This window comes from Knoellia sp. S7-12 (genome assembly GCF_040518285.1).
GTDB lineage: Bacteria > Actinomycetota > Actinomycetes > Actinomycetales > Dermatophilaceae > Knoellia.
This window is the reverse complement of the sequence record NZ_CP155449.1, coordinates 2,506,174-2,528,512: the sequence shown is the minus strand read 5'-3', so window position 1 is coordinate 2,528,512 and position 22,339 is coordinate 2,506,174. Positions and strand designations below refer to the sequence as shown.

Genomic DNA, 22,339 nt, shown 5'->3' with positions numbered 1-22,339 from the left:
CCGGGACCGGTGGGCCCCGTCGTCACGGGCCGCGGTGGGTCCGTGACTCCATGATGGCCCCGTTGCGCAGTGTCCGCAGGCAAGACGCGCAGGCTGATCTGACCCCCAGCAGAAGTTCATCGATGAACTTCATTGGAAAGAAGTGAAGGAATTCTCTTGATCTGTCCAATATGAAGGTATGGTCTGGATATGGTCGAAGTTCAGCCCTCACCTGTCGTCCTCATCGGCGACGTCGTCGCGTCCCGCCAGAGCAAGGATCGGCGCGAACTCCATCGTGCCCTTGAGCAGGCCCTCGCCGACACCAACGATCGGGTTGTCCACATCGAACCCCTGGAAATCACCGTAGGCGATGAGTTCCAGGGGGTCTATCCCCATCTGGGCGCGGCCCTGGACGCCGCTCTGCGGACCCGACTCGCGCTCCGCCCGGCTGCGGAGAGTCGCTATGGGCTGGGGCGCGGAGCCACCACGACTCTCGACAAGGCTCGCGGGATCAAGGACGGGCCGGCCTGGTGGGCCGCGCGCGAGGCCATCGTCGACGTGGAGAAAGTGGCAGCGCGAGCAGCCCTGGAACATGTGCACACGGCATACCGGCTTGCCGACGGTGAGGTGGACGATGCAGGCACAGCCCTCGCGGTGGATGCGGCGCTGCACTGTCAGGACCACATGGTTGGCTCATTGTCAGAGCGGTCAGGGCGGCTGCTGAAGGGACTTCTGGACGGCATGACACAACGCGAGCTGGCCGTGGCCGAGGGCATCACCCCGTCGGCGGTCTCACAGCGCGTGCGGGCCGATGGGCTCGCCGTCATCGTGCGCTGCCACGACCTGCTCAAGGAGCTCCGATGACCTGGCTGGCCGTCTGGCTGTTCGGCGTGGGGGTGAGCGACCTTCTCCGCGCGGTCGATCACGGCCTGGTGAGGCGGTTGGCCGTCCCTGCTGGCGCCCTGACAGTGATCCTGGTCGGGTTGCTGGCAGGCCTCACCGGCCCTGCCGACATCGTCGCTCTTTTCGTTTCGATCGCGCCCTTGGCCGGCTGGGTGCTCCTGTCGGAGAGGTCGCTCAGCCGGGGCGGCGGTCATGTCGAGGCCCTGCTCCTGCTCGCCGGGACTGCGGTCGCCTTGCTCGCTTTCTCTGGCCTGGCCTCCACACCAGGTGGGCTCCTCGGCGACTGGATCGCGTGGGCCGACCTGCCCTTCTCCGATGATCTGGGCGTCGACCGGCTCCTGGTCGTGGTCGGCTTCTTCATTGCCAACCTCGCGACGGGAAACGTCATCGTGCGACTGGTCCTGGTGAGTGTCGGAGCACTGCGACCCTCGGCAAAGTCTGGTGGTTCGAACAAGACCCAGCCATCCGACAAGCTCAAGGGAGGTCGCCTTCTTGGCCCCATGGAGCGCGTGTTCATCCTCGGACTGGGTCTCGCCGGGCAGCTCACCGCCGCGAGCATCGTCATCGCCGCCAAAGGACTCATCAGATTCCCCGAGCTGCAGTCCGCCAAGGACGACACGACGAGCGTCAAGGGTGACGGGATCGACGAGGTGACTGAGTACTTCCTGGTGGGCAGCTTCGTCAGCTGGCTCGTCGCACTGGGGTCGCTCGCACTCACCCGCTGACAGCGAGGTGGGGCATGCTGGGTTGAGGTCGCGGCATCGGCCCGGCCAGACCTGAGGAGGACCCGTGGGATTTCTCGACAAACTGCTCGGCCGTGAGCCGCGTCAACAGGCACCGACCCCCGGCGCAGGTGGTGGATCCTGGTCAGCTCCGAGCCAGCCAGGACAGGGGAGTGGGCAGCGATTCAGTCGGAACGCGCCACAGGGCGGTGTCGGGACCGAGGACGATCGCGCCGTGGCCCGCTATCGCTACCTCCTGCGCACGGCGCCCCCCGAAAAGCTCGAACAGGTGCACGCCGAGGCTTTCTCGAAGCTGACCCCCGAACAGCGCGAGCAGTTGCTCGCCGAGCTGTCGCAGTCGGCGCCCGAAGGCGAAGCCCCTCGCAGCGCCGAGCCCCAGGACCTCGCCCAGGCCGCTACTCGCGCCGAGATGCGCCAGCCGGGCACGCTCGAGCGCACGTTCGGTCGAGGATCGTTCGGCGGCGGCGGCGGGGGCGGTATGGGCATGGGTGGCATGGTCATGGGCTCGATGATGGGCACCATCGCCGGTGTCGTCATTGGGTCGGCCATCGCCAACACGCTCTTCGACGACTACGGCTCCTCGCCGGAGGCTGCCGAGGCCGGTGACTCGGGCGCAGAGGGTGGATCAGGGGCGGAGGGTGGATCCGATGGAGGAGGCGCCGACTCGGGCGGGTCAGGCGACTCCGCTGGTGGCGACACCGGCGGTGACTATGGCGGTGGCAGCGACTTCGCCGGGGGTAGTGACTTCGGAGGAGGCAGTGACTTCGGTGGAGGCGGCGGTGACTTCGGCGGCGGAGGCTTCTGACCGACCGATACGGAAGGGGCCTGTCGTGAAGTCAGGAATCGGAGCATGACCCTGCGATGGTCTAGATTCCGTCCGTGAGCGCTCAGGCCCCTTCCGCAGTCATTCTGATCCGTGCCGAACGGTTCATGCCCAACCCCGCCACCGCGGCCGACAACGCGTTCCAGCGTGACGTCCCATCGGGGCAGGCTGGCGACTCCGTCTCCGCGACGGCACTGGCCGAGATGGATGCGCTCGCCGACGCCCTGCGCGGCGCAGGAGTGAGGGTCCACGTCTTCGCCGACGAGGACCACACCCGACCAGACAGCGTGTTTCCCAACAACTGGCTGTCCACGCACGCTGGCGGCTACGTCGCCGTCTATCCCATGTATGCATCAAACAGGCGCCATGAGCGCCGCGCCGACGTCCTTGAGATGCTCAAGTCCGACTACCGCGTCCAGTCGATCGTCGACTATTCGGGCCTCGAGTCCGACGGGGTCTTCCTCGAGGGCACCGGAGCCATGGTTCTCGACCACGTGTCGCGCGTCGCCTACACGGCACGCAGCCACCGGGCCGACATCGCCGTCCTTGAACGCTTCTGCACCGACTTCGGCTACGAGCCGATGGCGTTCGATGCCGTGGACTCGGGCGGCGTGCCGGTCTATCACACCAACGTCATCGCCTGCATCGGCACTGATGTCGCCATGATCGCCCTCGAGATGATCCCCGACGAGCAGCGTCGCGAGCAGGTTCGTGAGCGCCTGTCCGTCACCGGCCGCTCCATCGTCGAGCTCACCGAGGTGCAGATCCGTGAGTTCGCCGGCAACGCCGTCGAGCTGTGTGGGCGAACCACGGACGGCAGACGCCGCTACGTCATGGCCATGTCGGCGCGCGCCCGCCGCAGCCTGCGCCCCGAGCAGATCGCCGTCATCGAGGAGTCCTGCCAGATCGTCGCCGTCGACATCCCCACGATCGAGCTCGCCGGCGGGTCCGTGCGCTGCATGATCGCCGGCGTCCACCTTGACCACCGTCCGGTCGCCGATGTCGAGCCCACGGCCGCCGTCGAAGGCATCGACGAGAACGCCACCTCCGCTGACGGCCAGAACATCCTCACCGCCAACTGACGCGCCAGAGCGCGGATCGTGATCAGGTGGTGGCGAGCGCTGGACTGGTGGCTGGCGGCCCGTACTCGTTGGCGACCCGCTGACCCACCTGGGCGCACATGACGATGGCCATGATCCAACCCACAACGGGGATCAACCAGATCAGGGTCCACCACCCCGACCGGCCCGTGTCGTGGAAACGTCGCGCACTGACGGCGAGGGTCGGGATGAGGGTCGCCAGCCCGAAGATGGCTGAGAGCGGACCACCACTGACAGCGAATCCGCTCCCCGGGTCCGACACCAGGGACGGGAACATGCTCGAGTCGAGAGCGCCTGTCGCTACCGACAACACCGCTGAGAAGAGAAAGAACCACCAGTACTCGGGGCGACCGGCTCGACCAGAGAACACGGCGTACTGGCGGAAGACCGAAGCGATCGCGGTCCAAAAATTCATGATGCTCCCCCACGTCAATGACAGTGGACGTCACCCTTGCACGCGGACATGACGAAGGGGTGCCAGACGCGCGGTATGTCGCGCGTCTGGCACCCCTTATGTGTGCTGATCCGGTGCGGATCAGATGTCACGGTGTCTTCGTTCGACATCTGACTCCGCAAGCTCCGTCAGATATCGAAATACATCTCGAACTCGTGCGGGTGCGGGCGGAAGCGGATCGGGTCGACCTCGTTCTTGGTCTTCCACTCGATCCAGGTGTCGATCAGGTCCTGCGTGAAGACGTCGCCCTCGAGCAGGAACTCGTGGTCGGCCTGCAGTGCCTCGAGCACGGCCGGGAGTGAACCCGGAACCTGCTCGATGGCGTCGTGCTCCTCGGGCGGGAGCTCGTAGAGGTCCTTGTCCACCGGCTCCGGGGGCTCGATGCGGTTCTTGATCCCGTCAAGGCCGGCCATGAGCTGCGCCGCGAACGCGAGGTACGGGTTCGAGGACGGGTCGGGGATGCGGAACTCGATGCGCTTGGCCTTCGGCGAGTCACCGGCGATCGGGATACGCACACACGCGGAGCGGTTGCGAGCCGAGTAGACCAGGTTGACCGGAGCCTCGTAGCCGGGAACGAGACGGTGGTAGGAGTTCACCGTCGGGTTCGTGAATGCGAGCACCGCGGGAGCGTGCTTGAGCAGGCCACCGATGTACCAACGCGCGAGGTCCGACAGGCCGCCGTAGCCGCGCTCGTCATAGAAGAGCGGCTCGCCGTCCTTCCAGAGCGACTGGTGCGTGTGCATGCCCGAGCCGTTGTCACCGAAGAGCGGCTTCGGCATGAACGTTGCGGTCTTGCCGATCTGCCAGACCGTGTTCTTGACGACGTACTTGAACTTCATCATGTCGTCGCCCGAAGCGAGCAGCGTGTCGAAGCGGTAGTTGATCTCCTGCTGACCAGCGGTGCCGACCTCGTGGTGGCTGCGCTCGACGTTGATGCCGACCTTGTCGAGGTTGAGGCAGATGTCGTCGCGCACGTCAGCGAAGTGGTCCACGGGAGGGACGGGGAAGTAGCCACCCTTGTAGCGCGTCTTGTAGCCCTGGTTGCCACCCTCCTCCTCGCGACCGGTGTTCCACGCGGCCTCGACGGAGTCGACGTAGTAGTAGGAAGCGTTGGCCTTGGTCTCGAAGCGCACGTCGTCGAAGACGTAGAACTCGGCCTCGGCACCGAAGTAGGCGGTGTCGGCGATCCCGGTCGACTTGAGGTAGGCCTCGGCCTTGGCCGCGATGTTGCGCGGGTCGCGGCTGTAGGGCTCGTCGGTGAACGGGTCGACGATCGAGAAGTTCATGATGAGCGTCTTGTGCTCACGGAACGGGTCGAGGTACGCCGACTTCACGTCGGGGATGAGCTTCATGTCGGACTCGTGGATGGCCTGGAACCCGCGGATCGAGGATCCGTCGAACGCCTGGCCGTTCTTGAAGAATTCTTCGTCGACCGTCTGGGCGGGCACGTTGAAGTGCTGCATCACGCCGGGCAGGTCGCAGAAACGGATGTCGACGAACTTGACGTCCTCGTCCTTGATGAACGACAGAACCTCGTCAGCAGAGCTGAACAAGTGGGGCCTCCTAGGCAAAAGGGAAGGTCGGGCGGCGCCCGGGCATGATCGAAACCCTATGTGCGGGGGGTTTCTCGACCATGACCCGAATGTTTCACCGGTGTTACACCCTGCCAGAGGCGGCGGCCACCCGTCAGGAGCGTCCGTCGTGTGACGGCATACAGTCCTGCTGTGAGCACGGAACAAACGCAGGAGTATGCCGGTCAGCAGCTCGGCATGCCGGCTTCCGGTCCCGGATCGATGGCTCCGCTGTGGCGACGGGCACTGGGGCTGCTCGTCGACTGGTTCCTCGCCCAGCTCATCTCGATCCTCGCGTTCGGAGCCGAACTCGGGGCTGGGGGAGCGCAGTCCTTCGTGCCGCTCGGCGTCCTTGCGGTGATCAACATCCTCAGCATCACGGCCTTCGCCGCGACTCCCGGTCAGGCGCTCCTGCGGATGCAGGTCCTTCAGGTGCGCCCGGGTTCGTTCCCGCTCCAGGTCCTCATCCGGTCAGCCCTGCTGTGCCTCTTCGTGCCGGCCGTGCTCTCGGACCGCAACGGTCGCGGCTTCCACGACGCGGCCGCTGGAACGGTCATCGTCCGCCGCTGAAACCTGCCTCGTGTGCCTGAGGGAACGCTCTGGCGTCCGCTGAGGCACACAAGGCGTGGTGTTCAGAGCGTGCGTGACCCGGTGGCCGCGGTGAAGCCGCCGAGCCCGATGTAGGTCAGGCCGATTGCGATCTTGCCCTTGGTTGAACTCCGGCCCCGGCGAGCGCTGAGGCGGGACGCAATCGTGCCGGCAAGCGCGCCATAGCTCGCGTCGAAGACGAGACCTATCGCGACGAACACTGCGCCCAGGACGAGGATCTGGCCGGTCATCGAGCCTCGCGCCGGGTCGAGGAACTGGGGGAAGAACGCCAGGAAGAACAACGCCACCTTGGGGTTGGCGATGCCGACGAGGTAGCCCTGCCGCCAGCTCGTCCAGTCGCTCGGCGGCGCCGGGACGACCGGTGCGTCGACGGTGGTGGTGGCGCCACGACTTCGCAGGACACCGATGCCGAGCCAGACGAGATATGCCGCTCCGACGTATCTCACGACGGAGAGGGCCAGCGCCGACGTGGCCAGGACGGCGGTGAGCCCGAGCGCGGTGGCGACGACGTAGGTGGCGGTCGCGGAATCGACACCGAGCGCTGACATCACCCCTGCTCGACGACCACCAGAGACGCCTCGCGCCACGAGGAAGAGCATGGCCGGGCCGGGCAGGAGGATGAGCAGGAGGGACGCGCCAGCGAACGCGGCAACGGTGGTGGCGGACGGCATACATCGCACGTTAGACCCGACCGCCCACGGACGGCGAGCGAGAACTCAGCACGTGGACGCCTGCAGCCGCAGGGCGCGCAAAGGGGCGCCGCCGAGCTGGGCTCGGCGACGCCCCGCAGCGTCTGTGTCAGCGATCAGTTGACGTCGTCGTCGACCCAGTCCAGCGTCTTGGTGACGGCCTTCTTCCAGTTGCGATAGAGGCGCTCGCGCTCCTCCTCGTCCATCTGCGGACTCCAGCGCTTGTCCTCGACCCAGTTCTCGACGATGTCGTCCTCGGTCTCCCAATAGCCGACGGCGAGACCCGCGGCATAGGCGGCACCAAGGGCTGTCGTCTCCGCGACCTTGGGGCGCACGACGTCGACACCGAGGAGGTCGGCCTGGAACTGCATGAGCGTCTCGTTGACGACCATGCCGCCGTCGACCTTGAGCTCGGTGAGCGGGACGCCGGAATCAGCGTTCATCGCATCCAGAACCTCACGGGTCTGGAAAGCCGTGGCCTCCAGGACCGCTCGGGCGATGTGTCCCTTGTTGACGAAGCGGGTCAGACCCACGAGAGCGCCGCGAGCATCACTGCGCCAGTGAGGTGCGAACAGGCCCGAGAACGCGGGCACGAAGTAGCACCCACCGTTGTCCTCGACGCTCATCGCGAGCTTCTCGATCTCCGGTGCGCTGCCGATGAGCCCGAGGTTGTCACGGACCCACTGCACGAGCGAGCCGGTGACCGCGATCGAACCCTCGAGGGCATAGATGGGTGCGTTGTCACCGATCTTGTAGCAGACCGTCGTGAGCAGGCCGTTCTCGCTGGGCACCTTCTCCTCACCGGTGTTGAGGAGCATGAAGTTGCCCGTGCCGTAGGTATTCTTGGCCATGCCCTTCTCGAGGCAGGCCTGGCCGAACGTCGCGGCCTGCTGGTCACCCAGGATGCCAGCGACCGGGGTGCCGTTGAGGACACCCGGCTTGGCTTCGCCATAGACCTCGGAGGAGGAACGGATCTCGGGAAGCATCGACATGGGGATGCCCATGTCGGAGGCGATCCCCTCATCCCACGTCAACGTCTCGAGGTCCATGAGCAGGGTGCGGCTGGCGTTGGTCACATCGGTGATGTGCACACCGTCGTTCTCGGCGCCGCCGGTGAGGTTCCACAGGACCCAGGTGTCGGTGTTGCCGAAGAGCAGCTCGCCCTTCTCGGCGCGCTCGCGCGCGCCCTCGACGTTGTCGAGGATCCAGCGGACCTTGGGGCCTGAGAAGTAGGTCGCGAGGGGGAGGCCGACCTTGGCCTTGTACTTGTCGACGCCCTCGTCACCCGCGAGCTCGTCGACGATCTTCTGGGTCCGGGTGTCCTGCCACACGATGGCGTTGTAGACCGGCTGACCGTTGGACTTGTCCCAGACGACTGCCGTCTCACGCTGGTTGGTGATGCCGATGGCCTCGATGTGCTTGCTGTTGAGGTTGGCCTTGGCGAGCGCACCGCCGATGACCTTGCGTGTGTTCTCCCAGATCTCGAGCGGGTCGTGCTCGACCCACCCGGCCTTGGGGAAGATCTGCTCGTGCTCGACCTGGTCGGCCGAGACGACGGCCCCACCATGGTCGAAGACCATCGCGCGCGTGCTGGTCGTTCCTTGGTCGATCGACAGGATGTAGGTCTGCTTCTCTGCCATGCGGGTTCAGCTCCTTGAGGCTCGGTTGGGTCAGACGTAGTTGAGTGCGTTTGCGGCGAGGCCTGCGAGAACGCCGCCGATGATCGGCCCGACGACAGGCACCCACGAATATCCCCAGTTGCTGGAGCCCTTGCCCTTGATCGGCAGTAGGGCGTGGGCGATGCGGGGGCCAAGGTCTCGGGCCGGGTTGATGGCGTAGCCGGTGGGGCCTCCGAGGCTGGCGCCGATGCCGACGACGAGCAGGGCGACGGCCAGCGGGCCGAGCTGTGAGGGCGTCTTGCCGAAGGCGATGATGACGAAGACCAGGACGAAGGTGCCGATCACCTCGGTGACGACGTTCCACACCGGGCTGGAGATGGCGGGACCGGTCGAGAAGACCGCCAGCTTGGCGTCCGGGTCGCTGTCCGGGTCGTCGAAGTGCAGCCGATAGGCCAACCAGCAGAGGACGGCTCCGAGGAAGGCCCCGAGGAACTGCCCGATGAAGTAGCCCGCGACCTGCGTCGCCCCGATGTCGGCGCCCGACGAGAGCAGGCCCAGCGTGACGGCGGGGTTGAGGTGCGCCCCGGACTTGTAAGCGGCATACACACCGGCAAAGACGCCGATGCCCCAGCCGAAGTTGACGAGGAGGAAACCCCCGTTGAAGCCTTTGGTCTTGGTGAGCGCCACATTGGCGACCACACCACAACCCAGCAGGATCAACAGACCCGTGCCGATGGTTTCGTAGAGGACGATGTCCCCGAATCCCAAATTCTCCACGTGAAACCTTTCGCGTCGCGGCAGCAGCCGGACGAATCCCATCGCGGCGGCGTCTTTGCCGATGTTCGGTGTTGTCGACCCTAGTCGTAGAGTCGACAGGAAGCGGGGTTATGCGAATGGCTTGGCCCCATTCCGACGCAGGGAGATCCTGATGCCGAGCTCACCAAGGTTGGACAACACCTATCGCGCTGCGGCGTGGAAACGGCTGTCTGAGAAGGACTTCGACGTCCTTGTCATCGGTGGCGGGGTGACCGGTGCCGGGGTCGCCCTCGATGCGGCGACGCGGGGGCTAAGTGTCGCCCTGGTCGAACAGCGCGACTTCGCCTCGGGCACGTCTTCGCGCTCCTCGAAACTCTTCCACGGCGGGTTGCGCTACCTCGAGCAGCTGAACTTCGGACTCGTGCGTGAGGCCCTGCACGAGCGCGAGCTGATGCTCACCTCGATCGCACCGCACCTCGTGAAGCCGGTGTCCTTCCTCTACCCGCTGACCCATCGCATCTGGGAGCGGCCGTATGTCACAGCCGGATTGACGCTCTACGACAGCATGGGCGGGGCGCGCTCAGTGCCTCGACACAAGCAGCTCTCCCGCACCCGGGCCCTGAGCATGGCCCCGGGCCTCAAGCGTTCGGCCCTCACGGGTGCCCTCATGTACTACGACGCGCAAGCCGATGACGCGCGGCACACCCTCACCGTCGCGCGCACCGCCGGGTCCTATGGCGCCACACTCCTCAACTCGGCGCGGGTCACGGCGCTCACCCACGCGGGCGAGCGGATCGTCGGAGCCACGGTCGAGGACGTCGAGACGGGGGACACGGTCGATGTGCGCGCCAACGTCGTCATCAACTGCACTGGTGTCTGGACCGATGACATCCAGACGCTCGCCGGCGGCCGCGGCCGCTTCAACGTCCGCGCCTCGAAGGGCGTGCACATCGTCGTCCCCCGCGATCGGATCAACTCCGAGACCGGTCTCATCCTGCGCACCGAGAAGTCCGTGCTCTTCGTCATCCCGTGGGGGACGCACTGGATCATCGGGACGACGGACACCGACTGGGAGCTCGACAAGGCCCACCCGGCCGCCAGCGAGGCCGACCTCGACTACATCCTCGAACACGTCAACAAGGTGCTCGCCGTGCCTCTCACCCACGACGACATCCAAGGTGTGTATGCCGGTCTGCGGCCTTTGCTCTCTGGCGAGAGTGAGTCGACCAGTCAGTTGTCCCGCGAGCATGCGGTGGCCCGGCCCCAACCAGGGCTGTACTCGGTCGCTGGTGGCAAGTACACGACCTATCGGGTCATGGCCAAGGACGCCGTCGACGCCATCCGCGCCGACGTCGTGGGGAGCCTGCCCGACAGCGTCACCGAGAACATCCCGCTCGTGGGTGCGCAGGGCTATCACGCGCTCATCAACCAAGTTGACCGGATCGCGCGGGCCCGGGCGCTTCCCGGCTGGCGGATCACCCACCTGCTTGATCGCTACGGCTCCGCAGTCGAGGAGATCTTCGCGCTGGCCGATGAGGACCCGAGCCTGCTTGAGCCGATCCCGGGCGCGGAGGAGTACCTCAAGGTCGAGGCGGTCTACGCCGTGACCCACGAAGGTGCGCTCCACCTCGATGACGTCCTCACCCGGCGCACTCGGATCTCGATCGAGACCCCGGACCGGGGTGTCGACTGTGCCGAGTCGGTGGCGCGTCTGGTCGCACCTGCCCTCGCATGGGACGAAGGACGCATCGAGACCGAGGTCGCGGCATACACGGCTCGGGTTGAGGCGGAGCGAGAGTCGCAGAAGGAGCAGAACGACCAGGAAGCCAACGCCGAGCGCACTGCTGCGCCCGACACGCGCAGCCTCGCCGTCGGGCGCGCCCTGAACTGAGCCGGGCTCTCAGCCCATCGAGATAGACCGGCACGCCGCGCCAAGAGATTCGGCGCGGCGTGTCGGTCTATCTCGATGTCAGCAGGTCAGTGCCTGCGGATCATTCGCCTACTTGCCCTTCATCGCCTTGCGGTCGACGCGAGCGCGGGTCGGGTCCATCCCCGCCGGAATTCCGGTGCGCAGCCCGCCGAGGGACTTGAGGCGCTTGTTGACGACCGAAGCCTCGTCCTTGGTGAGCACGGGGCGCATGCGGGTGAGTTTGGAGCTGATCTTGCTGACCTTGACCTCGTCATCTCCGTCGCCGATGACCCAGAGGTGGACCGGCACTCCCGGAGCGATCCGATTGACCTTCTTCTCCTCGGCCTTGAGGAGCTTGAGGGCGCGCTGCTTGGGGCCCTCACCGATGAGCACGATTCCAGGGCGTCCGAGGGCGCGAAACACCATGGCAGCGCCCGCCATGTCGCTGGGCTTGGAAGCGCGGTTGGCGTCGACGGCCACCGGCTCTGTCGAGGCATACCAGCCACGCTTGCCGATGCTCTGCAGGGCGGCACCAGCAGCGCCGGCCTGTCCCTCGAGCGCGCCGTACATGGCCTTGTTGCCGCGGCGGTTCATGATGAAGACTGCGGCCAGCAGAGCGGTGGGGATCGCGATGAGGATGAGGTACCAGCGCCACAGGCCACCGAGGAGGAAGCCGATGCCGACGATCACCGCGAAGGCGATGAGGGCGGCCAACAGCATGGCCCACCCGATCTTGGCGTCGAGCGTCTTGATGGCCCTGTAGGCCTGGCGGATCTCGGCGAAACGGCCGGGCTTCTTTGCTTCGGTGGTCTCGTTGGCCACGAGGTGCGTGCTCCTGCGTCGTTGGGTGGCGTCGTGAGACGCCCTGATGCTCAGATCAGGATACGGCTCGCTGAGAGCGCGCCACCAACGACGCGGCTTCCTGGCGGGCGGGGTCGCTGGCAGCCTGGGCGAGGTGGGACAGGTGCTCGGGGATCGGGCGGCCCCACTTCTTCATCGCCGTGGCCCACAGTCGGCCGGCGCGGTAGGACGAACGCACGAGCGGCCCGGCCATGACGCCCTTGAAACCCAGGTCCTCGGCGACGGTGCTCCAGTGGACGAACTCCTCGGGCTTGACCCACCGGTCGATCGGGTGGTGCAGCTTCGAGGGGCGGAGGTACTGGGTGATCGTGAGGATGTCGCACCCCGCGTCGTGGAGGTCCGCGATCGCCTGTTCGACCTCGTGGTCCTCCTCGCCCATCCCGAGGATGAGGTTGGACTTTGTCACGAGCTCGGCCTCGCGAGCCATCGAGAGGACTTTGAGGGACTTCTCGTAGGTGAAGGCCGGACGGATCTGCCGGAAGATGCGCGGCACCGTCTCGAGGTTGTGGGCGAACACCTCGGGGCGGGCATCGAAGACCATGCCGACAAGCTCGGGCTTGGCGCCGAAGTCGGGCGGAAGGATCTCGACGCCGGTGTTGGGACTGAGGGTGTGGATCTGACGGATCGTCTCGGCGTAGATGCCGGCGGCACCATCAGGCTGGTCGTCGCGGGCGACGCCGGTGACAGTGGAGTAACGCAGACCCATCTGCTGCACGGACTCCGCGACGCGACGCGGCTCGTCCAGGTCGAGAGAGGTGGGACGACCCGTGGCGATGTCGCAGAAGTCGCAGCGGCGGGTGCAGACGTCACCGCCGATGAGGAAGGTCGCCTCCTTGTCTTCCCAGCACTCAAAGATGTTGGGACAGCTGGCTTCCTGACAGACGGTGTGGAGACCCTCCTTTTTCACCATGGAGTGGAGCTGGGTGTACTCCGGGCCCATCTTGGCGGTGGTGCGGATCCACTCGGGCTTGCGCTCGATGGGGGTCTCGGCATTGCGGGCCTCGACGCGCAGAAGACGACGTCCTTCGGGTGCGACAGTCACACGAACCAGCGTACGCCCGGGTGTGCCACACCACACATTCGCCCTCGCCGCCCTCGAGACGTGCCGGCCGACTATCAGCTCGGCTCGGAACAGGGCTGCCTCGTGCTCAGCGCCATCAGGGGTGATCGGAGCCGATAGTCCGCCGGACGAGGAACCGCGTGGCTCGCGGTTGCGTCAGAGACGCATGAAGGGACTCGTGTGCGCGGGGCTGGTTGCGCTCGTGTCGGCGTGCGGCTCAGCCGCCGGGTCCCCACCAGCCTCGACGCCGTCGGTCTCGACACCGTCCCACACTGCGGCGAACACTCCCGCGGCCGAATTCAGCTGCGGCGAGGTCGTGCTGAAGCAGGGGGAGGAGCCGGCCGAGGCCGGGGCCAAGGAGCTGGCCTGCCTCGGACGCGCCCTGAAGGAGGGCCGCCGTGCAACGCTCGATGTCACCGCCCCCAGTGTCGAGGGTCACCTGTCAGTGTCCCATTGGCAGCTCTCCTCCGACGGAACGCTCAGCGCCGACATCGACTCCAGCAGGGACCCATTCAGTAGTGAGGACCACACACATCAGTCGTGCGGACGGATCACGGAACTGCCGGACCCGCTGAGCTGCGCCCCGCGCGGGTGACGAGCGGACGGCATACGCCGTCGTTGTCGGAAAGTCAGCCGAGGACGTCGGTGAGGTGCTTCTCGGCGTAGGGGAGGACGTCCTGGACCGTGACGGTCCGGCCAGCCTCGCGGCTGATCGACGAGACGCCGGCGTCGTCGATGCCACAGGCGACGATGTTGTCCGCCCACGACAGGTCGGCGTCGCAGTTGAGGGCGAACCCATGCATGGTCGTGCGCTTGCTCACCCGCACGCCGATGGCGCCCAGCTTGCGGTCGGGACCGCGTTCGTCGGCGAGGACCCACACGCCACTGCGGCCTTTGACGCGGACCGTCTCGACCCCGAACTCGCGCGTCATCCGCATCATGGCGTCCTCGAGGCGGCGCACGTGGGCGACGACGTCGATCGGCACCTCCTGGAGCGCCACGATCGGGTAGCCGACGAGCTGGCCCGGTCCGTGCCAGGTGATCAGCCCGCCGCGATCGACGTCGACGACCGGCGTCCCGTCGAAGGGCCGCTGGTCCGGCTGGGTGCGCTTGCCAGCGGTGTAGACGGCCGTGTGCTCGAGCAACAACGTCGTGTCTGGTTCGCGCCCCTGCGCCACCGCGGCGTGCACCTCCCGCTGACGCTCCCAACCGTCGAGGTAGTCAACGAGGTCAGGAGCGAAACCCAAGTGCACAAAACGCATGACAACACCGTATGCCGTCGAGTCACCTCCCGTCCCACGGCCCGGGACCTAGGGTGGCTGGGTGAGTCTGCGCAACGCGAGCCCGGGGACGGGTCGCCCTCGAATCGTGCTGATCGGTGCCCTGGTCGTCATCCTCTGCTGGCTCGCGGTCGGTGCAGTGGGTGGGCCGGCCACGGGGCGGCTGTCCGAGGTGCAGAAGAACGACAACGCCTCGTTCCTGCCTGCCGACGCCGAGTCGACCGCCGTTCTCAACGCCGTGGCCAGGTTCAGCGACGAGGACCAGATCCCGCTCATCGTCATCGCCGAGCAGCGCGACGGTGCCGAACTCGACGCCGAGGACGGGCTTGCGCTGGTCCAGCTCACCCGTGAGCTTCCGGCCCTGCCGTTTCCGGGGACGGAACGGACGCTCGGTGACTACGTGGTCGAGGGCGCCCAGCTCTCCCCGATCCCCAGTGAGGACAGGCGGGCCGCGCTCATCGTCATCCCCCTCAAGGAGACAGCTGCGTCTGAGGTCGTCGACGGCGAGGCGCCGATCATCCTCGCCGCAGAGGAGGTGCGGGTGAAGGCGCGGGTCGCGCTCACCGGCACCGGACTGACGACCCACGTGGGAGGGCCAGGCGGCCTCGTCGCCGACTTCTCCGCCGCGTTCGCGGGCATTGACGGAGTGCTGCTCCTCGTGGCCCTCGCGGTCGTGCTCATCATCCTGCTCGTTGTCTATCGCAGCCCGATCCTGCCCATCACCGTGCTGCTCAGCGCGGTCTTCGGCCTCAGCCTCGCAGTGCTCGTCATCCGACCGCTCGCGGAGAGCGGAACGATCGAGCTTTCCGGCCAGTCGCAAGGGATCATGTTCATCCTCGTCGTCGGTGCCGCGACCGACTACGCGCTCCTGCTCGTGAGCCGCTTCCGCGAGGAGCTGCACGTGGAAGCGAGCACGTGGGTGGCCCTCAAGAAGGCGTGGCGGGGTGCGGTCGAACCCATCGTGGCGTCCGCAGCGACCGTCGTCCTCGGGCTCCTGTGTCTGCTCCTGGCGTCGCTGCGCAACACGGCGGGGCTCGGGCCCGTGGGCGCCCTGGGCATCGCGGGCGCCGTGCTCTCTGCTCTGACCTTCCTGCCCGCCGTGCTTCTCGTCTTTGGACGAAAGGCGTTCTGGCCGTTTGCTCCTCGCGTCGACCAAGCCCATGCCGAGGATGCCGTCGGGACGCGTTCCCTTTGGGGACGCGTGGCCGGGCTCATCGAGCGACACCCGCGCCGAACCTGGGTGTTGACCCTCGTGGCCCTGCTCGCGGCGGCAAGCTTCGCTCCGACGTTCCGGGCCGAGGGCGTGAGCATCAAGGACACGTTCCTCACGGCCACCGACTCCGTGGAGGCCCAGGAGGCCATCGAGCGGCACTTCGCTGCCGGGTCGGGCAGCCCCGTCCAGGTCATCGTGCCCGCAGACCGGGCCGACGCCACCCGGAACGCCCTCGCTGCAGACCCGGGCATCGACGACGCCTACATCGGTCTCGCGCCGGCCATCCCCGGACAGGACATGCCGACGCCGGAGCCCGTCGACGGACTCCAACTGGTGCAGGGGACGGCGACCTCCTCGGCCGACAGCCCGGCGGCCGAGGAGACGGTGCGACGTCTGCGCGCCTCACTCGATGACATCAGCCCCGACGCCCTCGTCGGTGGGCAGGCCGCGATCAACCTCGATGTCCTCGACGCGAGCGGACGCGACCTACGCGTCATCGTGCCGGCGATCCTCATCGTGATCTTCCTCGTGCTGTGCCTGTTGCTGCGGTCGGTGCTCGCCCCGCTGCTTCTCGTTGTCGCCAACGTCATCTCCTTCGCGGCGACGATCGGAGTCGCCGCGCTCGTGTTCGAGCACCTCCTCGGCTTCCCCGACAGCGATCCGGCGATCCCGCTCTATGGCTTCGTCTTCCTCGTGGCCCTGGGCATCGACTACTCGATCTTCCTCATGACCCGGGTGCGCGAGGAGTCGGTCCGTCGGGGCACCCGACCGGGGGTCCTCGTGGGTCTCGCCGTCACCGGTGGCGTCATCACGAGTGCCGGGATCGTCCTCGCCGCAACCTTTTCCGCCCTGAGCATCCTGCCGCTGGTCTTCCTCGTGCAGGTGGCGTTCATCGTCGCCTTCGGCGTCATCCTCGACACCTTCGTCGTCCGCAGCCTCCTCGTGCCCGCGCTGGCCTACGACATCGGCCCGCGGGTGTGGTGGCCAGCCCGGCTGGACGGGGGGCGCGGCGACCGTCATGGGAGGCACCGAGTGCGAGAGGGTGTCGAGCACTAGGGTTCTCGACATGGTGAGAGTCGGACTTGCAGGGTATGCATCGGCCGGGCGGGGGATCCACGCGCCGCTCATCCGCGACGCGGGGCTCGAGCTCGCTGCCGTGGCCACATCGAACCCAGATCGTCGGGCTGAGGTCGCCGAGGACTTCCCCGATGCGTTGGTGGTCGACGACCTCGACGCGCTCCTGGCTGTGGAGGGCCTCGACGTCATCGTGTTGGCGACGCCGAGCGGGAGTCATCTGGAGCATGCCCTGAAGGTCGTCGAGGCGGGCATCGCCTGCGTCGTCGACAAGCCCCTCGCCGTCAATGCCGACGACTGCCTGACGGTCGTCGACGCGGCTGAGCAGGCCGAAGTGCCGCTCACGGTGTTCCACAACCGACGTTACGACCCGTCGCACACCACTCTGGCCACCGTCGTAGCGGATCGGCTTGCAGGCGAGCCGTTCCGGTGCGAGTTGCGGTGGGAGCGGTGGCGTCCAGTGCCCAAGGACCGCTGGCGCGAGAATGCTTCGGCGGCAGAGGGTGGCGGCATCCTGCTCGACCTGCACGCGCACCTCATCGACTCGGCTGTTCAGCTCTTCGGGCCGATCCTCACCGTGTTCGCCACGGTCGAGTCGCACACCACCCCGGCCGAGGACGATGCCTTCCTCGTATGCCGTCACGAGTCCGGCGTCGTCAGTCACCTCGGTGCCACGTCCGTCTCCGGCGCGGCAGGGCCTCGCGTTCGACTGCTCGGCCGCGACGGGGCTTATGTCCAGAACGAGTTCGAGGGCGAGCCCAACGTCTTCCCCGACATCGCGGATGCCGATGCCGATCACTGCGGTTGGCTCCATCGCTCGACGGATCGAGAGGCGGTGCCCACCACGCCCGCGAGTCAGGTCGACTTCTATCGCGCTGTCGGTGCTGCTCTGGGAGCTCCGGACCGACAGGCCGCCATGCCGGTCGACCCCCGCGACGCCATCCACACGCTCGCAGTCATCGACGCGGCCCGCGTCAGCGCCGAGGGCGAGCGAGTCGTCGAGGTCATCACCCCGGGGCTTCGCCCCGGGCACACCCACGAGGAGTCCTGACATGACCGACGCACACAAGGCCGTCCTGCAGCGCTATCTGAGCAGGACTCGTGATGAGGTGCTTTGGAAGCTCGAGGGACTGTCGGAATACGACGTCCGTCGGCCGCTCACGCCGACGGGCACCAACCTTCTCGGTGTGGTCAAGCATCTGGCCGGGGTCGAGGCAGGCTACTTCGGTGACTGCATGGGACGCCCGGTGCCGGACATGCCCGGCTGGTTCGCTGAGATGATGGACGACACCCTCGAGGACAACGCGGACATGTGGGCGAGCGCCGAGGAGTCGCGGGACTCGATCATCGAGCTCTATCGACGGGTGGCTGCCCACTGCGACGCCGTCATCGACGAGCTGGGCCTCGAGGCCACTGGTGCCGTCCCATGGTGGGGGGACGCCGGCACCTCCGTGTCGGTGCAGTGGTTCCTCGTCCACATGATCGCCGAGACCAACCGGCACGCCGGTCATCTGGACATCGTCCGCGAACTCATCGACGGTGCTGCGGGGATGAGACCCGACTCGAGCAACCTGCCTGATGGTGACGCGGCCTATTGGGAAACGTATCGAAATCGGTTGCAGGACAGCGCAGACAGCTTCCGCTGAGGTCCGTCACGGGTTGGTGAGACGACGAGGTTCGATCCGCTCCTCGACGGCCGAGTCGCCGTCACGCGTGACCATGTAGGCGCCCTTGCCGTCACGCTCCGAGACGGCCTCGACGAGCTCGGTGCCGTGATAGACGAGCCCCACGCCGTCGTCGGTGCAGTGCGTCGTGGGCAGAGTGCCGGCGGCCACGAGCTCGTGGACCAGCGGCCGTCGGCGGGCCTCGGAGTCGTAGTGCACACCGTTGCCGTAGGGGAGGAGCGCGAGGCCGTTGGTGACGGCCCGCAGCTCCGGTCCGAACGAGTCGGTCGTGCCGCCGATGTACCAACAGATGGACCCTGCAGAGACGCCAGAGAGAACGACGCCCGCTTCCCACGCGGCGCGCATCGCCGGACCGAGGTCGTGGACGGCCCACACCGCCAGGAGGTTCGCCACCGAGCCGCCATTGACCCAGATGACGTCCTGGTCGAGGAGCAGCCCGGGCACGTCGTCGTGGTTCGGCATCGGGAAGAGGTCAAGGGTCGAGATCTCGAAGCCCGCGACCCGTCCCGCCTGGTGGAGGTGGTCGTTGAAGAACCGCTGGTCGCCACTCGCCGTGCCGAGGACGGTGATCCTGGGGCGCCGTCCCGTGACCCCGGAGAGCTCGACGGCGTGGTGCACCAAGGCGTCGAACTCGAGGTAGGTCCGGCTGGAAGGGCGGTAGCCACCCGAGGTGGCAAGGATCGTGGGCTGGTCGGCAGGCATGGATCCGACCCTAGTGCTGGCCCGGGGAACGACCGGCGGCGGCCGCGCGTTGAGTACCCGTCGCCGAAGCAGAGGGAGAGCGCATGTCATTTGAGGACCAGGTCAACAGGCTCATGGAACTGGGGTACCCGGCGCTGGCGGGCTTGAGCGAGAGGACCTTTCACGCCACGCTCGCTCCGTTGGCCGAACAGGCCCGCCGTCTCGATGAGGTGAAGTCGAAGGACGAACCGGGACGGACGGCATACGTCGTCGTCGTGACGCGCGCACTCGTGGACCCGACCACGACGGTGCCGCTCCTCCGCCTCGTCGGCGGGCGCAAGCCCGGCGTCGTCGACCGCAACCACGCGCCCGGAGACCTCGCGACCTATGACCCGTTGCCCGAACTCGAGGTGCCCAACGCCCATGCCTACCTGCTCGTGGACGTCGACCGCGGCGAGGAGTTCTGTGGGGTCCGGCCGGAGGAGGCGCTGCCGGTCATCCGGGACCGGGGACGAACTCCGCTCACGATCGATGAGGGGATCGCCGTCGTCACCCAGGCGCCGCAGCTTCTCGAGAAGAACAAGTGCTTCATGCTCTCTGGTTCGCGTCGGTCCGACCGCCGCGTCCCGGCCATGTGGATCAGCGAGCGCGCGCCAAAACTGGGCTGGTGCTGGGACGGCAACCCGCACACGTGGCTCGGCGTCGCCTCGGCGGGGGAGCGCATCGTCTGACCCTGTGGAAAAGCTCGCGGTGGCTTGGGCCATCTCGGCAACCATGGCGTCATGGAGACCATGGGCAAGGCCCTCGACAGCCGGTATGCCGGCCGTCACCGGATCGTGGACCACCGCGCTCCCAGCGTGCCCGGCTACGACGTGCTCGAGCCGATCGGACAGGGCGGCTCCGGTGCCGTGTGGTCAGCGACCAACACGGCCGGTGACATGGTCGCGATCAAGGTGGTCCCGGCCATCGACGCCGAGGATGCGCTGGTCGAGCTGGCCGTCCTTGGTCGGATCGCCGAGCCGCACCTTGTCCGGCTGCGTGAGGCGATGGCGCTCCCGAGCGGTGACATCGCCCTCGTGCTCGACCACTTGGCCGGCGGCACCTTGGGGGCGGCAGTGCGGGCTCGCGGACACCTCGCCCCGGGCGAGGTGGTCACCGTGCTCAGCCCCATCGCGTCGACCTTGGGCCGGCTCCACGGCATGGGTGTCGTCCACGGTGACGTCTCGCCCGACAATGTGCTGCTCGATCTCGAGGGTCGTCCCTTCCTGGCCGACCTGGGGGTGGCGCGAATCGTGGGCGAGCGTCCCGGCGAGCTCCGTGGGACGGAGGGGTTCGTCGCACCGGAGGTCGCGATCGGCGCGGTGCCGACGACTACGTCCGACACCTACGCTCTCGGCGCGCTGGCCTGGTTCGCGCTGACGGGCGAGGCGCCCGGCCCGGCCGTCCTGCGTGGACGTCTTGGCGAGCGGGCACCCGGGCTTCCTGATGAGCTGGTGAGCGCCATCGAGGGTGCCCTGCGGTCGCGCCCCGAAGACCGGCCCGACGCCGACGCCCTGGCAGTGGCGATCTTCGAGAGCGCCCCTGCGGAGCCCCTGGTCCTCGTGAGGGGCGGCGACGACGTCAGTCTGCTCACTCGACGCATCCGCGCGGCTGCTCGGTCGTCGGCCGACGGTGCCGAGACGGCGAGGCCGCCCAGGCGCCGCAGTGCTGGGGACGTCGTTCGTCGTCGCATGCCCTCCACCTCCGCGGCGAGGAGCGCGGCCAGCTCGGTCCTTCGGGGTGTGCGGGCTCTTGCGCCATTCGTCCTGGTCCTCGCGACCGTGGCAGCGGTGGCCCTTGGGGTGGTGGCGTGGAGCGGGGGCCGCGACGATGCCCGGGCCTCGACCGCGGCGCCGTCGACGGACAGCGGTGCCGGGGTGCAGCCCGACGCGGAGACGTTGACTGGCTCTGGCGACCCCGCGCTCACGACGGGGTCGGCTTCCTCGGACCCGAGGGTGCCGAAGGACGCCCCGCGTGAGGACCCCCTCGGGCTCGTTCGCGCGCTGGCGCAGGCGCGGGCTGCCGCGTGGTCGAGCGGGATCGCGGCCAGACTCGTTGAGGTCGATGCAGCCCGCTCACCGGCGCTGGCGCGAGACACGGAAGTCCTTGCCGGGGTGCAGCAGGCCAAGCAGCGATATGTCGGACTGACCTTCACGGTGCGTGAGGCCACGTTCGTGGGGGAGTCCGAGGGAGTCACCACCGTCCGAGCACGCATCGATACCGGTGCCCATGTGGTGAGGGGTCCCGGCGGCGACGTGCGTCGACCCGCCGTGACTGCGGCCCCGGTGCTCCTCGACCTCGTGCGCACTGATTCGGGTTGGCGCGTCCACGACGTGCGTGCCGTCCCGGTGTGATCCTCCGGCGGTGTGATCCTCAGCCAGGGGTGGCCAGCAGCCAGCGAATCGCGTTGGTCAGCGTCGCCTGCTCGTGGCTGAATCCAGTGTCCAGCAGTCGTTTCGGCAACGCACGTTGGCTCGCGACGATGTCGCCAGCCATCTCGCCCACGACCAGACGCAGGGCGAATGTGGGTGCCGGCAGGAGCGTCGGGCGATGGAGCTGACGCCCCATCTCGGCGACGATGTCGCGCTGGCGGGCAGGCTCGGGGCCGGTGAGGTTCACCGGGCCCTCGAGCTTCTGGTCGAGCACGTGCTGGATCGCCCGCACGTGGTCGGCGAGCGTGATCCAGGGCCAGTAGTGCTTCCCGTTGCCGAGGGGACCGCCGAGCCCGAGTTTCGTGAGGCGGAGCAGAGTCTTGATCGCGTCCCCCTCTGGGGCCAGGACGATGCCGGTGCGCAGTCGGGCCACGGGCGCTCCCGATGCCCGAGCCGGCTCGGTGGCCCCTTCCCACGCGTGGACGAGGTCGACGAGGAACCCCGAGCCAGCGGTGCTTTCTTCGGTGAGCACCTCCTCGCCCCGGTCGCCGTAGTAGCCCACAGCAGACCCGTTGACGAGGTGGATGGGCCTCCCGGTGGCGGCAATCGCGGCGGCCAGCGCCGTGGTGCCATCTGTGCGAGACGCGATCAGCTCGGCCTTGAACGTGGGGCTCCAGCGCTGGGCGCCCAGGCTCACACCAGCAAGGTTGACGACCGCGTCGACGCCGTCGAGGACCTCGGGGTCCAGGTGTCGGCTCGAGGGATCCCACTGGACCTGCGACGGGTGCTCGGGTGGCCGCCGCACGAGGCGGATGACGTCGTCGCCGCGCTCACGCAGGGAACGACACAGCGCACCGCCAATCAGTCCGGACGAGCCGGCGACGGCGATGCGCTGTGACGTGTGAGTCATCTGCGTCAG

Annotated in this window: 22 protein-coding genes; 12 read left to right on the top strand and 10 right to left on the bottom strand. The window is 67.6% G+C overall.

Translation table 11 applies throughout. The features are described from left to right. The first annotated feature begins 189 nt into the window (after positions 1 to 189). The 4 genes from V6K52_RS12185 to ctlX all read left to right on the top strand — a co-directional run bounded on the left by V6K52_RS12185 (position 190) and on the right by ctlX (position 3,530). Positions 190 to 843: a SatD family protein gene (locus V6K52_RS12185; protein WP_353950379.1), complete on the top strand. Its 654-nt coding sequence runs from the start codon at positions 190 to 192 to the stop codon at positions 841 to 843. Further along, positions 840 to 1,607, top strand: coding sequence for a hypothetical protein (locus tag V6K52_RS12180; protein ID WP_353950378.1), 768 nt, complete (start codon positions 840 to 842; stop codon positions 1,605 to 1,607). The genes V6K52_RS12185 and V6K52_RS12180 overlap by 4 nt, the downstream gene beginning before the upstream one ends. Positions 1,608 to 1,671: 64 nt before the next feature. After that, positions 1,672 to 2,430 (top strand): hypothetical protein, encoded by a 759-nt coding sequence (locus V6K52_RS12175; RefSeq protein WP_353950377.1) that lies wholly within the window; start codon positions 1,672 to 1,674, stop codon positions 2,428 to 2,430. 74 nt (positions 2,431 to 2,504) lie between these two features. Continuing rightward, positions 2,505 to 3,530, top strand: coding sequence for a citrulline utilization hydrolase CtlX (gene ctlX / locus V6K52_RS12170; RefSeq protein WP_353950376.1), 1,026 nt, complete (start codon positions 2,505 to 2,507; stop codon positions 3,528 to 3,530). A 22-nt stretch (positions 3,531 to 3,552) separates the two neighbouring features. Here the strand turns inward: ctlX and V6K52_RS12165 are convergent, their stop codons facing one another. Next, positions 3,553 to 3,963 carry a DUF805 domain-containing protein gene (locus V6K52_RS12165; protein WP_353950375.1) on the bottom strand — a complete coding sequence of 137 codons (411 nt, stop codon included), beginning with the start codon at positions 3,961 to 3,963 and terminating at the stop codon, positions 3,553 to 3,555. Positions 3,964 to 4,130: 167 nt separating this feature from the next. Next, a complete protein-coding gene (glnA, locus tag V6K52_RS12160) occupies positions 4,131 to 5,555 on the bottom strand; it encodes a type I glutamate--ammonia ligase (protein WP_353950374.1) in 1,425 nt (474 codons plus the stop codon). 171 nt (positions 5,556 to 5,726) lie between these two features. Here glnA and V6K52_RS12155 point away from each other — a divergent pair, with 171 nt between their 5' ends. Then, on the top strand, positions 5,727 to 6,143 hold the full coding sequence (locus tag V6K52_RS12155; RefSeq protein WP_353950373.1) for an RDD family protein: 417 nt from the start codon (positions 5,727 to 5,729) through the stop codon (positions 6,141 to 6,143). Positions 6,144 to 6,205: 62 nt separating this feature from the next. Here V6K52_RS12155 and V6K52_RS12150 read toward each other — a convergent pair whose 3' ends face one another. The 3 genes from V6K52_RS12150 to V6K52_RS12140 form a co-directional block, all read right to left on the bottom strand. Next, positions 6,206 to 6,853, bottom strand: coding sequence for a LysE family translocator (locus V6K52_RS12150; protein WP_353950372.1), 648 nt, complete (start codon positions 6,851 to 6,853; stop codon positions 6,206 to 6,208). 134 nt (positions 6,854 to 6,987) lie between these two features. Beyond that, on the bottom strand, positions 6,988 to 8,511 hold the full coding sequence (glpK, locus tag V6K52_RS12145; protein ID WP_353950371.1) for a glycerol kinase GlpK: 1,524 nt from the start codon (positions 8,509 to 8,511) through the stop codon (positions 6,988 to 6,990). 30 nt (positions 8,512 to 8,541) lie between these two features. Further along, positions 8,542 to 9,258 carry an MIP/aquaporin family protein gene (locus V6K52_RS12140; protein ID WP_353953774.1) on the bottom strand — a complete coding sequence of 239 codons (717 nt, stop codon included), beginning with the start codon at positions 9,256 to 9,258 and terminating at the stop codon, positions 8,542 to 8,544. Between the two features lie 160 nt (positions 9,259 to 9,418). Between V6K52_RS12140 and V6K52_RS12135 the strand changes: the two genes are divergently transcribed. Beyond that, positions 9,419 to 11,137: a glycerol-3-phosphate dehydrogenase/oxidase gene (locus tag V6K52_RS12135; protein ID WP_353950370.1), complete on the top strand. Its 1,719-nt coding sequence runs from the start codon at positions 9,419 to 9,421 to the stop codon at positions 11,135 to 11,137. Between the two features lie 108 nt (positions 11,138 to 11,245). On the opposite strand, the gene V6K52_RS12130 is transcribed toward V6K52_RS12135, so the two are convergent. Next, complete coding sequence (locus V6K52_RS12130; protein WP_353950369.1) at positions 11,246 to 11,977, bottom strand: DUF4191 family protein; 732 nt, start codon at positions 11,975 to 11,977, stop codon at positions 11,246 to 11,248. A 55-nt stretch (positions 11,978 to 12,032) separates the two neighbouring features. Then, the gene (gene lipA, locus V6K52_RS12125; RefSeq protein WP_353950368.1) at positions 12,033 to 13,058 is read right to left on the bottom strand and encodes a lipoyl synthase; all 1,026 of its coding nucleotides are present in this window, start codon (positions 13,056 to 13,058) and stop codon (positions 12,033 to 12,035) included. Positions 13,059 to 13,242: 184 nt separating this feature from the next. On the opposite strand from lipA, the gene V6K52_RS12120 reads away from it, so the two are divergent. After that, positions 13,243 to 13,671, top strand: coding sequence for a hypothetical protein (locus V6K52_RS12120; RefSeq protein ID WP_353950367.1), 429 nt, complete (start codon positions 13,243 to 13,245; stop codon positions 13,669 to 13,671). A 34-nt stretch (positions 13,672 to 13,705) separates the two neighbouring features. On the opposite strand, the gene lipB is transcribed toward V6K52_RS12120, so the two are convergent. Beyond that, complete coding sequence (lipB, locus tag V6K52_RS12115) at positions 13,706 to 14,338, bottom strand: lipoyl(octanoyl) transferase LipB (protein ID WP_353950366.1); 633 nt, start codon at positions 14,336 to 14,338, stop codon at positions 13,706 to 13,708. A gap of 61 nt (positions 14,339 to 14,399) precedes the next feature. On the opposite strand from lipB, the gene V6K52_RS12110 reads away from it, so the two are divergent. From V6K52_RS12110 to V6K52_RS12100, 3 genes are read left to right on the top strand one after another with little or no spacing between them, the layout of a single operon-like run. Beyond that, a complete protein-coding gene (locus V6K52_RS12110; RefSeq protein ID WP_353950365.1) occupies positions 14,400 to 16,625 on the top strand; it encodes an MMPL family transporter in 2,226 nt (741 codons plus the stop codon). A gap of 10 nt (positions 16,626 to 16,635) precedes the next feature. Then, positions 16,636 to 17,694, top strand: coding sequence for a Gfo/Idh/MocA family oxidoreductase (locus V6K52_RS12105; protein ID WP_353950364.1), 1,059 nt, complete (start codon positions 16,636 to 16,638; stop codon positions 17,692 to 17,694). Position 17,695: 1 nt separating this feature from the next. Beyond that, positions 17,696 to 18,289, top strand: a complete 594-nt coding sequence (locus tag V6K52_RS12100) for a DinB family protein (RefSeq protein WP_353950363.1) — start codon at positions 17,696 to 17,698, stop codon at positions 18,287 to 18,289. A gap of 6 nt (positions 18,290 to 18,295) precedes the next feature. Here the strand turns inward: V6K52_RS12100 and V6K52_RS12095 are convergent, their stop codons facing one another. Continuing rightward, a complete protein-coding gene (locus V6K52_RS12095) occupies positions 18,296 to 19,030 on the bottom strand; it encodes a peptidase E (RefSeq protein ID WP_353950362.1) in 735 nt (244 codons plus the stop codon). A gap of 83 nt (positions 19,031 to 19,113) precedes the next feature. On the opposite strand from V6K52_RS12095, the gene V6K52_RS12090 reads away from it, so the two are divergent. After that, positions 19,114 to 19,740, top strand: coding sequence for a DUF5701 family protein (locus tag V6K52_RS12090; RefSeq protein ID WP_353950361.1), 627 nt, complete (start codon positions 19,114 to 19,116; stop codon positions 19,738 to 19,740). A 51-nt stretch (positions 19,741 to 19,791) separates the two neighbouring features. Then, positions 19,792 to 21,402 carry a serine/threonine-protein kinase gene (locus tag V6K52_RS12085; RefSeq protein ID WP_353950360.1) on the top strand — a complete coding sequence of 537 codons (1,611 nt, stop codon included), beginning with the start codon at positions 19,792 to 19,794 and terminating at the stop codon, positions 21,400 to 21,402. Positions 21,403 to 21,421: 19 nt separating this feature from the next. Here the strand turns inward: V6K52_RS12085 and V6K52_RS12080 are convergent, their stop codons facing one another. Next, positions 21,422 to 22,330, bottom strand: coding sequence for a TIGR01777 family oxidoreductase (locus V6K52_RS12080; protein WP_353950359.1), 909 nt, complete (start codon positions 22,328 to 22,330; stop codon positions 21,422 to 21,424). Between the last annotated feature and the right edge of the window lie 9 nt (positions 22,331 to 22,339).

Bases quoted from the DNA above. Each gene is read 5' to 3' on its own strand.
- V6K52_RS12185 (WP_353950379.1), top strand. From the start codon at position 190: ATGGTCGAAGTTCAGCCCTCACCTGTCGTCCTCATCGGCGACGTCGTC.
- V6K52_RS12180 (WP_353950378.1), top strand. From the start codon at position 840: ATGACCTGGCTGGCCGTCTGGCTGTTCGGCGTGGGGGTGAGCGACCTT.
- V6K52_RS12165 (WP_353950375.1), bottom strand. From the start codon at position 3,963: ATGAATTTTTGGACCGCGATCGCTTCGGTCTTCCGCCAGTACGCCGTG.
- V6K52_RS12150 (WP_353950372.1), bottom strand. From the start codon at position 6,853: ATGCCGTCCGCCACCACCGTTGCCGCGTTCGCTGGCGCGTCCCTCCTG.
- glpK (WP_353950371.1), bottom strand. From the start codon at position 8,511: ATGGCAGAGAAGCAGACCTACATCCTGTCGATCGACCAAGGAACGACC.
- V6K52_RS12135 (WP_353950370.1), top strand. From the start codon at position 9,419: ATGCCGAGCTCACCAAGGTTGGACAACACCTATCGCGCTGCGGCGTGG.
- V6K52_RS12120 (WP_353950367.1), top strand. From the start codon at position 13,243: ATGAAGGGACTCGTGTGCGCGGGGCTGGTTGCGCTCGTGTCGGCGTGC.
- lipB (WP_353950366.1), bottom strand. From the start codon at position 14,338: ATGCGTTTTGTGCACTTGGGTTTCGCTCCTGACCTCGTTGACTACCTC.
- V6K52_RS12105 (WP_353950364.1), top strand. From the start codon at position 16,636: ATGGTGAGAGTCGGACTTGCAGGGTATGCATCGGCCGGGCGGGGGATC.
- V6K52_RS12100 (WP_353950363.1), top strand. From the start codon at position 17,696: ATGACCGACGCACACAAGGCCGTCCTGCAGCGCTATCTGAGCAGGACT.
- V6K52_RS12095 (WP_353950362.1), bottom strand. From the start codon at position 19,030: ATGCCTGCCGACCAGCCCACGATCCTTGCCACCTCGGGTGGCTACCGC.
- V6K52_RS12090 (WP_353950361.1), top strand. From the start codon at position 19,114: ATGTCATTTGAGGACCAGGTCAACAGGCTCATGGAACTGGGGTACCCG.
- V6K52_RS12085 (WP_353950360.1), top strand. From the start codon at position 19,792: ATGGAGACCATGGGCAAGGCCCTCGACAGCCGGTATGCCGGCCGTCAC.
- V6K52_RS12080 (WP_353950359.1), bottom strand. From the start codon at position 22,330: ATGACTCACACGTCACAGCGCATCGCCGTCGCCGGCTCGTCCGGACTG.